Here is a 12,024-nt window from a genome sequence, read left to right on the forward strand (position 1 = left end):
CCTGCGGCAGTTAAGTACCGCCGGGGGCCTCCTGGCATTGCTGTTACAGCCCTTTTATGTTAAAGCGCACGCCGCCGGTCCGTTTGCAGCGTGGCAGCAGCCTGCCGCACAGCCAATCACCGGCCAGGTGCTGGATGCCCAGGACCATACGCCGCTGCTGGGCGTAACCATTGCCGTTAAAGGCACCAGCCACGGCACCACAACCGGCGATAATGGCCGCTTTACGCTGCAGGCGCCTGCCGGCAGCACCCTGGTAATTACCTATGTTGGGTATGATACGCAGGAGCAGCCCGTAACAGCCGGCGTTAGCAGCTACACTATTAACCTGGCTAAAAGCAGCAAAAACCTGAACGAGATTGTTGTGGTAAGCTACGGTACCCAAAAGCAGCGCAACATTACCGGCGCTATCAGCACCCTGAATGCCGCAGAAATGGCCGATATGCCTGTAGGCCAGTTTGCGCAGAAACTGCAGGGAAAGGTACCCGGGGTGCAGATCAACCAGTCAACCGGCCGCCCGGGGCAGGGCATGAGCTTCCGCATACGCGGTTCTGCATCGCTCAACGCCGGTAACGGGCCGCTGTTTGTGGTGGATGGCCAGCCTATTGTAGGCGGCATCAATAACATAAACCCGGATGAAATAGAAAGCTTTTCGGTGCTGAAAGATGCTTCCGCCACCTCCCTTTACGGGTCGCGCGCTGCCAACGGCGTAGTGCTGGTTACTACCAAGCACGCCAAACCCGGCGAAACCAAAGTGCAGCTGAATGCCTATTACGGCGTGCAGCAGGTGCCGCAGCACGGCCGCCCCGATGTAATGAACGCCCGGGAATTTGCCCAGTTTAAAAAAGCGTATTATGAGGATAAGATAAAGTATGAGAACTGGACCGACCCTGCCACCGGCCTGGCCGAAGTGCCGGAAGAATTTCAGCACCCCGAGCAGTACGGCGAAGGCACCAACTGGTTCAATACCCTTATCCGCAACGCGCCGGTGCAGAACTATACCATATCAGTATCTTCCGGCACGGAAAAGTTTTCCAGCAGCATTGTAGGCACTTATTTTAACCAGGAAGGGGTATTGTACAATACCGGTTATAAAAGGTACTCGTTCCGCGCCAATAACGAGTTCAGGCCCAACGACCGGCTGAAGCTGGGCTTTAACATTGCCCCTACCCAAATGCTGGAACATAATACCCGCGTGAATACCGACGGTTACTGGCAAATCATACAGGCGGCTGTAATGACCACGCCGCTGAAGCCCGCCATTAACCCCGATGGTACGCTGCCTCTCACCGCCACCTCTACCGGCATGTTTCCTAATCCCAACTGGTACCGCGTGCTGCAGGAAAAGCTGGACAACTTCCGCACCAACCGCCTGCTGGGCAATGCCTATGCTGAGCTGGAGCTGCTGCGCGGGCTGCGCTTCCGCACGCATGTGGATGTAGATGTTTCCGGGGAAACGCATAACAACTTTGTGCCCTCCACCGCAGTAGGCGCCGTATTTGTAGCGCCCCCGCAAAAAGCCACCGGCACCTACGGCACCGTGAACTATAACTCGTGGCTAAACGAAAACACGCTTACCTATAATACCACCGTAGGCGCACATAACATTGAGGCCCTGGCCGGCTATACCGCCCAGAAGTACAAGGAGGAGAGCAGCTTTATTAACGGTACGGATTTTCCCGATGATGATATTCCCTGGCTGAGTAATGCGGCTACCAAAACAGCCGCTTCCAGCAACACGGTGTCCTGGTCTTTACTGTCTATGATAGGCCGTTTGAATTATTCGTATAAAGATAAATACCTGCTGTCCGGCGCTGTACGCCGGGATGGATCTTCCCGTTTTGGGAAAGACCGTAAATGGGGCTGGTTCCCCTCTGTGTCTGCGGGGTGGGTGCTCAGCGAAGAGAACTTCGTGAAAGCGCTGCCCGTGGTGAGCTTCCTGAAAGTACGCGCCAGCTATGGCTTAACCGGTAATAATAACATTGGTAACTATACCGCTATTTCCGGTATGGATGTTACCAACTATGTTTTTGGCGGAACACTGTCGCCCGGTAAATCCATTACCACCCTGGGCAACCCTGAACTGGGCTGGGAAACCACCAGGCAGGTTGATGTAGGCCTGGACATTGGTTTGCTGAAAGACCGCGTGTACCTTACCTACGACTACTACCACAAGGTAACAGATGGAATGCTATATCCCGTTGAGCTGCCGCGCGCCTCCGGCTTTTCATCCATCCAGTTCAATGTAGGCAAGTTTAAGTTCTGGGGCCATGAAATAGGCATCAGCTCCAGGAACCTTACCGGCGCGTTAAAATGGAACACCGACTTTAATATTACGATTAACCGTAACCGTGTGATGCAGCTGGGCACCAACAACACGCCCATTGGCGGTAACGCGGAGCAGGCCGACTACTGGCGCACGGTTGTAGGCCGCCCCATGGGGCAGTTCTTCGGTTATGTGTTTGATGGCGTGTACATGAACCAGCAGGAGTTTAACAGCCAGCCTAAGCATGCCAGCTCAGATGTAGGCACCGTACGCATGAAAGATGTGAATGGCGATAAGGTGGTGGACATTAACGACCGCACTTTTATCGGCGATCCCACGCCTAAGTTCCTGTTTGGTTTAAGCAACGATTTCCGCTACAGGAATTTTGACCTGAACATTGTGATCTCCGGCGCTGTTGGCGGCAAAATCCTGGATGCTTCCTATGAAATGACGCAGAACCTGGATGCGGTATTTAACGTGCGCAGGGCCATGGCGGATCACTGGCGCTCCGAAGACGATCCCGGTAACGGCCTGGTGCCGCGCACCAAAGACGGTACCACCGCGCTGTACCGCTTTACAAACGACAGCTGGGTGTTTGACGGCACCTATGCCACCATCAAGAACATTACACTGGGGTACACACTGCCTTTCCGCAACTTGCGGTATCTCAAAGACATACGGGTATACGGCAGTGTGCAGCAGGCGCTGGTGCTTACCAAATACCGCGGCATGAATCCCGAAGTAAGCGCCAACGGGCTCGATGGCCTGCGCCAGGGCGTGGATAATACCGCTTACCCTGTACCCAGAACATGGTCTTTAGGCGTGAATGTGAATTTCTGAACTGTTAATGCTCAACAACATGAAAAACTTACTGCTTTATATAGCCATACTATCAACAAGCCTGCTGGCCTGTAACCAGGATTTCCTGGAGCTGAACCCGGAAGATAAGCCCAATGCCAATGACTTCTTTAAAACAGAAGCCCAGTTCCAGCAGGCGCTTTCCGGCGCCTACCAACCGCTGCGCAGCCTTTGCGCCCAAAGCGGTTACCTGATGGGCGAAATGCGTACAGATAATACCCATTATGATTTTTATCCGAAGGATCGCGGCATTCACATTCTGCGCAGGGAAGCTATTGACAACTTCCTGGATGACGCGCAAAACCAGTGGACCAACCAGTTTTATTTTGATGCCTATACCGGTATCTCCCGTTGTAATACGGTGATAGGCCGTTTGGAAAACGCTGACCTGGATGCCGGTGTAAAAGACCAGATCAGCGGGGAGGCCAAATTCCTGCGCGCTTATTATTACTTTAACCTGGTACGTTATTTTGGCGGTGTTCCCTTATATTTAAAGGAAGTAACGCGGCAGCAGGATGCTTTTTTGCCCCGCGCCACGGTACAGGAAACCTATGACGCCATTATTGCCGATGCAAAAGACGCCGTCAGCAAGCTGGCCCCGCCGGCACAGTTTCCGCAAACCGGCCGCGCTACGCTGGGAGCTGCCAAAACCCTGCTGGCGGAGGTGTATATCACTTTAAAGCAGTATGCCAGCGCCACACCGCTGCTGAAAGATGTAACGCAAATGGGATATGCTTTGCTGCCTGATTATGCCAGCGTATATTCACTGCAGAATAAGAACAGCACAGAGTCGGTGTTGGAAGCACAGTTCCAGATGGGCGACCAGGGGCAGCAAAGCCAGTTCATTTACTGGTTTATGCCTAAAACAAAAGATGCCAAGCCCATTACCGGCGTAACCGCCAACACACTGCTTACCGGCGGCTGGAATGTGCCCACGCAGGACATGCTGGACGCCTATGAGCCGGGCGATAAACGCAAAGATGCATCCATTGCGGTGGCGGAAGGAGTGATAGATACCGATGGTGAGTTTAAGGCGGAATCTGTAAAAAGCGTTGTGAACTATCAGCCGCCCGCAGGTAAGGTGTACCATCTTTTTATACGTAAGTACCTGCATGCGCACACCCGTGAAAGCAACACAGACGATAACTGGCCGCTATACCGTTATGCCGATGTGTTGCTGCTGCTGGCGGAAAGCCTGAACGAAGAAAACAAAAGCGCGGAAGCGCTGCCTTACCTGAACCAGGTACGCGCACGTGCTGGCCTGCCCGCTGCCACCACTACTGCGCAGGCAGCCCTGCGCGATGTGATTATGCATGAAAGGCGCGTGGAGCTGGCCTTTGAGAACCACCGCTGGAACGACCTGGTACGTACCGGCAAAGCCATTCCGGTAATGACGGCCCACGGCAATAAGCTTAAACCGCAGTATAGCTACCTGGCCGCCAATTCTTATACGGTAACGCAGCAACGGCTCGTATATCCCATCCCGTACTCTGAGCTGCAGCTGAATAATCAGCTGGTGCAGAACGATGGGTATTAATGCAGACAACAGAATTGAAACTATGATACAACAGCTTTTTTCCCGTGCATGTATGCTGCTTTGCCTGCTGGCGCAGCTGCAGGTGCATGCACAATCCCTGCCGGTAGTAAACGTAAGGCAATTGACCTGCGGAACAAAACAGGCGCCGCTGGGTATAGATGATGCACACCCGGTATTTGGCTGGCAGCTGGAATCAGTAGGCCGGGATGTGGAGCAAACACATTACCGCCTGCTGGTAGCTTCCTCCGAAGCCCTGCTGAACGGCGCCCCCGACCTGTGGGACTCCGGCAAAATACCATCTGCCCAAAGCACCTTTATCCCCTATAACGGTAAGCCGCTGCAAAGCGCTGCTACCTGTTACTGGAAGGTGGAAGTATGGACTAACAAAGGCGGTCCTGCCACTGCCGCCAGTACATTCACCACCGGCATTATGCACGCAAAGGACTGGAACAATGCACAGTGGATAGGGTATGCGCAAATGCCCGACAGCAGTAGAATCTATCCCGGCGTGCATGGCAGCGGCAATAAGCTGGGCAGCAAAGGGCTGCAGCGCCCTGTAGTGCCCTATTTGCGCAAAGCCTTCAGGGTAGCAAAGCCGGTGCGGCAGGCCCTGGTGTTTGTAAGCGGCCTGGGACAATATGAGCTGTACCTGAACGGGAAAAAAGTAGGCAACAATTTCCTGCAGCCCGGCTGGACCAACTATAACAAAGTATGCCTGTATAATACATTCGATGTAACACAGCAGCTGAACCAGGATGAGAATGCAATAGGCGCCATTGTAGGCAACGGCTTCTTTAACATTAACCGTGAGCGTTACCGCAAAATGGTTATTGCACAAGGCTATCCCATGCTGCGGGCAAAGCTGCTGATCCGTTATACAGATGGCAGCAGCGCAGAAGTGGTAACAGATAACAGCTGGAGCGCCGCGCCATCGCCGGTAACCTTCACCAGCATTTACGGCGGCGAAAGCTACGACGCCACGCTGGAGCAGGAGGGTTGGTGCAGCCCCGGTTTTAATGCCGGCGGCTGGAAGCATGCGTTACAGGTAAAAAGCCCCGGTGGTGAAATGCGCGCGCAGCGTGCGTACCCCCTGCAGGTAATGGACAGCTTTACGGTACAGCGCACTTATACGCCGCAGCCTGGCAAATACGTGGTGGACTTTGGGCAGAATGCCTCCGGCATTATCCGCATAAAGGTAAAAGGCAGGAAAGGCGCTGTTGTGCGCATTACCCCCGCCGAGCTGCTGGACGATGCACACCTGCCTTACCAGAAAGCCAGCGGATCGCCCTACTATTATACTTACACCCTTAAAGGGGAGGGCACCGAAGAGTGGACGCCCCGGTTCACCTATTACGGGCTGCGTTATGCCATGGTAGAAGGCGCCGTACCTGCAAACGCGTACCGGGAAAGCGATTCGGCGCAGCTGCAGGATATAACCTTATTGCATACACGTAACAGCGCCCCGGTAGCCGGGCATTTTGAATGTTCGGACACTTTGTTCAACCGCATTTTTACATTGATTAACTGGGCCATAAAAAGTAATCTCTCCAGCGTGGCAACAGATTGTCCGCACCGTGAAAAGCTGGGCTGGCTGGAGCAAACCTACCTGCTGCGCAGCAGCGTAGGGTACAACTTTGACATACTGCAGCTGTATAATAAAACAGTGAATGATATGATGGAAGCGCAGCTGCCCAACGGCCTGGTGCCGGACATTGCGCCGGAATACGTGGTGTTTGACGGTGGCTTCCGCGACTCGCCGGAATGGGGTAGCGCCAGCATACAGATACCCTGGTTCCTGTACACCTGGTATGGCGATAAGCAGGTGCTGGAAAGGGCCTACAGCATGATGCAGCGCTACCTGCAGTACCTGCACAGCCGCGCGAAGGGCCAGATAATTGATTACGGCCTGGGCGACTGGTTTGATATGGGCCCGGGGCGCCCCGGCTTTGCGCAGCTTACGCCCATGGCGCTAACGGCAACAGCCATCTATTACCAGGATGCAGACGCCCTGTCAAACATAGCAGCGGTGCTGGGTAAACAGGCCGATGTAAGCCGCTACCGCAAGCTGGCGGATAGTATTAAGCATGCATTCAATGAAAGGTTCTTTAATCCTGCCACCGGCGTTTATTCCACCGGCAGCCAAACTGCCTATGCCATGCCGCTGTACACCGGCCTTGTAGCGCCGCGTTACCGGCAGCAGGTGTTCCGCAACCTGCAGGACAGCATACGCAAAGGCAATTACGCACTCACGGCCGGCGACATCGGGTACCATTACCTGGTAAGCGTGTTAAGTAACGGCGGCGCATCGCAGCTGCTGTACGATATGAACAAACGTGACGATGTGCCGGGTTACGCTTTTCAGCTGAAACATGGCGCTACAGCGCTTACAGAGTCATGGCCGGCATTGCGCTATGTGTCCAACAACCATATGATGCTTGGGCACCTGATGGAATGGTTTTACAACGGCCTGGCCGGCATACGCCAGGCAAAAGACAGCCAGGGCTTTTCAATGCTTGAAATAGCACCCATACCGGTTACCGGTATGGACTGGGTAAAGGCAGACTTTAACACACCACACGGTCCTGTGCAGGTAGCCTGGCATAAAAAGGGCAAACAGTTTACGCTGGAAGTAAATATACCTGCCAATACAAAAGCCCGGATAGTATTACCCGGCAGCAGCACACCGCAGGTAAAAGGTTCGGGCAATTACACATTTACCACCAACCTGCAATAGGTGAAGAACAATGGCCGTACGCGGCCCGCTAAATTCCATGTCATGAGAAAATTCGTCCGTTATATGAGCGCTGCCTTGCTGGTATTGCTTGCCGGCAGAGCAGCCTATGCACAAAATGATTACACGTACCTGCGGCAGCAGTTCCCGCAGCCGGATGCGCAGTACGGCAGCGCACCGCTTTGGGTATGGAACACAAAAGTTACCCATGCTATTATTGACAGCATGCTGGTAGATTTTAAAGCCAAAGGTTTCGGCGGCGTATTTGTACATCCCCGTCCCGGGCTGGTAACGGAATACCTTTCCGACGATTGGTTTGAGAACTGGCAGTATGCGCTTAAAAAATGCAGGCAGCTTGGGCTGGAGATATGGATATACGATGAAAACTCTTACCCCAGCGGGTTTGCAGGCGGTCATGTACCGGCGCAAATGCCCGCCTCCTGGAACCAGGGCCAGATGCTGCATATGGTAAAGGTGTCACAACTGCCCGATACTGTAGGCAAATTCTTTTACTGCCTGAAAGGCGTGAACGGCAGGTATGAGGATATTACGCATCACCTGGATGCGGAGCGGGGTAAAACCGGCGATTACTACCTTTTCCGCAAGGAATACTATGGCCGGTCCGACTGGTACGGCGGCTTTTCTTATGTAGACCTGATGGTAAAAGGCGTTACGGAAAAATTTATTGCGCTTACCATGAAGGGGTATGAGCGCATTGCCGGCAATGAGTTCGGGAAAACGCTGAAAGGCATCTTCTCTGACGAGCCTAATATTGAAACGCAGGGCCAGGGCAACGTACGCTGGTCGCCGGAGCTGTTCAGCCGCTTCCGCAAAACCTGGGGCTACTCCCTGGAGAACTACCTGCCATGCCTGTACGAAGAAACCGGCGACTGGCAAAAGGTACGGCATAACTACCGCCAGACCTTGCTGCAGATGTTTATTGACGGCTGGTCCAAACCCTTTCACGCATACACGGATAAAAAGGGCCTGGAGTGGACAGGCCACTACTGGGAGCATGCCTGGCCCGATCCCAACCACGGCGGCGATAATATGGCCATGTATGCCTGGCACCAGCGCCCGGCCATTGACCTGTTGTTTAACCAGTTTGATGAAAAAAGTCCGAACGCGCAGTTTGGCAACATCCGCTCGGTAAAAGAGCTGGCCAGCGTAGCCAACCAGCTGGGCAAGCAAAGAACCCTTTGTGAAACTTACGGCGGCGGCGGCTGGGAGCTTACCTTTATGGATATGAAGCGCCTGGGCGACTGGGCCTTTGTGCTGGGCGTAAATACGCTGAACCAGCACCTGGCGGATATGACCATAAACGGCGCCCGTAAATATGATTACCCGCAGTCTTTCTCCTATCACAATCCCTGGTGGCCGCACTATGGTACGCTTAACCGCTACTTCGCCCGCCTGTCGCTGGCCCTTTCAAGGGGACAGCAGCAGAACGATATATTGGTGCTGGAGCCCACTACCAGCGCATGGATGTATGTAAGCCCTTTAAAAACCAACAATCGTTTCAGTGAAATAGCGCACCAGTTCCAGCAGTTTATTACCAGCCTGGAAAAACAGCAGGTAGAGTATGACCTTGCTTCGGAAAATATTATGAAAGATCATGGCAGCGTGGCAAATGGCAGGCTGGTGATAGGTAAGCGTGCATACAGCACCGTTATTATACCGCCCGGCATGGATAACCTGGACGGCTTTACACTGCAGCTGCTGCAGCAGTACACGGCTGCCGGCGGCAAAGTAATACTGCTGCACGTACCGCAGCGGGTAAACGGGGCTGAAGATCCGCAGCTGAATACGTGGCTGCAGCAGGCGCACCTTACATTGCAGCAGCACCTGCAGCTGCCGCCCAATACCGCCATTTCCTTCCCGGGGCTTGACACTGCGCAGGGTAAGCTGTATCATCACCGCCGTGTGCTGGACGATGGGCAGCTGCTGTTCCTGAGCAACGCCAGCATGCAGGAAACCGCTGCCGGTAAGGTAAAGCTACAAGGCAGCCATGCGCAGCTGCTGGACCCTGCTACCGGCCAGGTATGGGATTACCCCGCGGTAGTAAACGGCCATGAGCTTACGCTGGAATACCGCCTGCCACCCGCCGGCAGCCAGCTGTTTTTTGTAACAGACAAGCCGGTAGGTACCGGTAAGGTATATACGCCATTACAAACCGGCACGCCGCTGAAAACAGCGCCGGCGGCTGTTAGGCGCTTGCAGCCTAATGTGCTCACTATTGATTTTTGTGATGTACAGCTGGGCGACAGCATTTTCAGGAACCAGCACGTGTACAACGCTGCCGACCGTGCCTTTAAATATTTCGGCTTTACCAACGGCAATCCCTGGAACACATCCGTACAATATAAACGCAACATTGTAGACCGCGATACTTTCCCTTCAGCCAGCAGGCTGACGGCACGTTATCACTTTACCCTGGGAGCCGGTATTGACCGGCAAACACTGCAGGCGGTGGTAGAACGGCCTGATATATGGCAGGTAAAGCTCAACGGCCATGCGCTTACCCCGCTGCCCGGCAAGTGGTGGCTGGACCGGTCTTTTGCCGTGTACAATATTGGCAATGACGTGCAGCCCGGCAGCAACACGCTTGAAATAACGGCCATGCCTATGCGCATTTATGCCGAAATAGAGCCGGTATATATTTTAGGCAGCTTTGGCCTGGTGCCACAACCGCATGGCTTTGCGCTGCAGGCGCCGGCAGCTATGCGCCTTGGCAGCTGGAAACAGCAGGGCATGCCGCTATACGGGCAGGAGGTAGCTTACAGCAAACAGTTCAAAGCCGTTAAAGGCAAAAGCTACCAGGTGCAGCTGAACAGCTGGAAAGGCACCGTAGCCGCGGTAAAAGTGAACGGGCATGAAGCCGGTATTATTGACATTCCGCCATATGCGCTGGACATTACACCCTATGTAAAAAGCGGCGGCAATACAGTAACGGTAATTGTAACAGGCAGCTTAAAGAACACGCTGGGGCCGCACCACAACAAGCCTGCCCCCGGCATTGTATCGCCCTGGATGTGGCGCGGCGTAAAAAGCTACCCGCCGGGTAGTGATTATGATGTATATGATTACGGGCTGCTGTCGGACTACAGCATCTGTGAAAAATAAGCATATCTGTCATCTTGTATAAAACGTATTAGCATATATGAAAGTTGGTTTATTCGGGATTGGGTTGGAAACTTACTGGGGTCAGTTCAAAGGTTTAAAGGAGCGGCTGGAAGGTTACCAGCAAACCATTGCGCAGCAGCTGCAGCAGACCGGCATACAGGTAGTGGACACGGGTTTGGTAGATACGGTTGAAAAAGCGCGCGCTGCCGCCGGCATCTTTAAGCAGGAAGATGTAGCAGTAATATTCCTGTACGTATCTACCTATGCCTTATCCGCCACGGTATTGCCTGTGGTGCAAAAAGTCAAAGTGCCTGTGGTGATCCTGAACCTGCAGCCGGTAAAAGCCATTGATTATGCCTGGTTCAACAGCCTGGGCGACCGTGGCCTTATGACCGGCGAATGGCTGGCCAACTGCCAGGCGTGCGCAGTGCCGGAAATAGCCAATGTATTTAACCGCAGCGGCGTGCAGTTTTACCAGGTAACCGGTACGCTGGACGATGCTGCAGCCTGGCAGGAGATCGGCGAATGGGTAGCCGCCGCCCGCGTAGCCCGCGCCTTGCAGCAGAACCGCATGGGCGTGCTGGGACACTACTACAACGGCATGCTGGATATTTACTCCGACCTTACCTTACAGGCAGCCACCTTTGGCGGCCATATACAACACCTGGAAATGTGCCACCTGGCTGACTTCCACAGGCAGGTACAGCCCGCGGAAACAGCGGCCAAACGGGCACAGATATACGAAGCTTTCGATGTGCTGGACGAATGCCCCGATCATGAAATAGAACGGGCTGCAGTAACTGCAGTAGCGCTCGATAAAATGGTGGAGCACTACCAGCTGGGATCCTTATGCTACTATTATGAAGGCACACCCGGCAGTGAGTATGAAGACCTGATCTCCTCCGTGATCACCGGCAATTCCATGCTTACTGCCGCCAATATCCCGGTGGCCGGCGAGTACGAAGTAAAAAACGTGCAGGCCATGAAGATCATGGACCTTTTTGGCGCGGGCGGCTCATTTACGGAATTTTACGGCCTTGATTTTAACGATGATATTGTGCTGATGGGGCATGATGGTCCCGGCCACCTGGCTATTGCAGAGGGCAAGCCCCTGCTGAAGCCATTGGGCGTTTACCATGGTAAGCCCGGCAAAGGCCTCTCTGTGGAAATGAAGGTAAAGCATGGCCCTGTAACGCTGCTATCCGTAGTAGAAACCGGCCATGGCAAATTAAAGCTGCTGGTGGCGGAAGGCGCTTCTGTTCCAGGGCCTATACTGCAGATCGGTAATACCAACAGCCGCTACCAGTTTTCACTGGATATTAAAACCTTTGTAAACAACTGGTGTAAGGAAGGTCCTGCACATCATTGTGCTATTGGCGTAGGCCATATAGCGGGCAAGCTGCAAAAGCTGGGTGCTTTGCTGGGTATGGAGGTGGTAGTGGTGTGCTGAGGGGTTAGCGGCCGTTTTTTACTTTTCGTTCTAATAGCTGCCTATTGTTGTTGGCTTCTGTT

General features: G+C 53.8%; 5 protein-coding genes. All 5 read left to right on the forward strand.

What is annotated here, in order from left to right; genetic code table 11:
• The coding region (locus VFS25_RS11390) for a TonB-dependent receptor (protein ID WP_326462267.1) at positions 1-3,103 on the forward strand (3,103 nt) is incomplete at its 5' end.
• A 19-nt stretch (positions 3,104-3,122) separates the two neighbouring features.
• Positions 3,123-4,658, forward strand: coding sequence for a RagB/SusD family nutrient uptake outer membrane protein (locus VFS25_RS11395; protein ID WP_326462268.1), 1,536 nt, complete (start codon positions 3,123-3,125; stop codon positions 4,656-4,658).
• A 22-nt stretch (positions 4,659-4,680) separates the two neighbouring features.
• Positions 4,681-7,392 carry a family 78 glycoside hydrolase catalytic domain gene (locus VFS25_RS11400; RefSeq protein ID WP_326462269.1) on the forward strand — a complete coding sequence of 904 codons (2,712 nt, stop codon included), beginning with the start codon at positions 4,681-4,683 and terminating at the stop codon, positions 7,390-7,392.
• 42 nt (positions 7,393-7,434) lie between these two features.
• On the forward strand, positions 7,435-10,512 hold the full coding sequence (locus tag VFS25_RS11405; protein ID WP_326462270.1) for a glycosyl hydrolase: 3,078 nt from the start codon (positions 7,435-7,437) through the stop codon (positions 10,510-10,512).
• Positions 10,513-10,549: 37 nt separating this feature from the next.
• A complete protein-coding gene (locus VFS25_RS11410) occupies positions 10,550-11,962 on the forward strand; it encodes an arabinose isomerase (RefSeq protein ID WP_326462271.1) in 1,413 nt (470 codons plus the stop codon).
• Positions 11,963-12,024 lie beyond the last annotated feature (62 nt).

This window comes from Chitinophaga sp., assembly GCF_035761305.1.
Lineage (GTDB): Bacteria > Bacteroidota > Bacteroidia > Chitinophagales > Chitinophagaceae > Chitinophaga.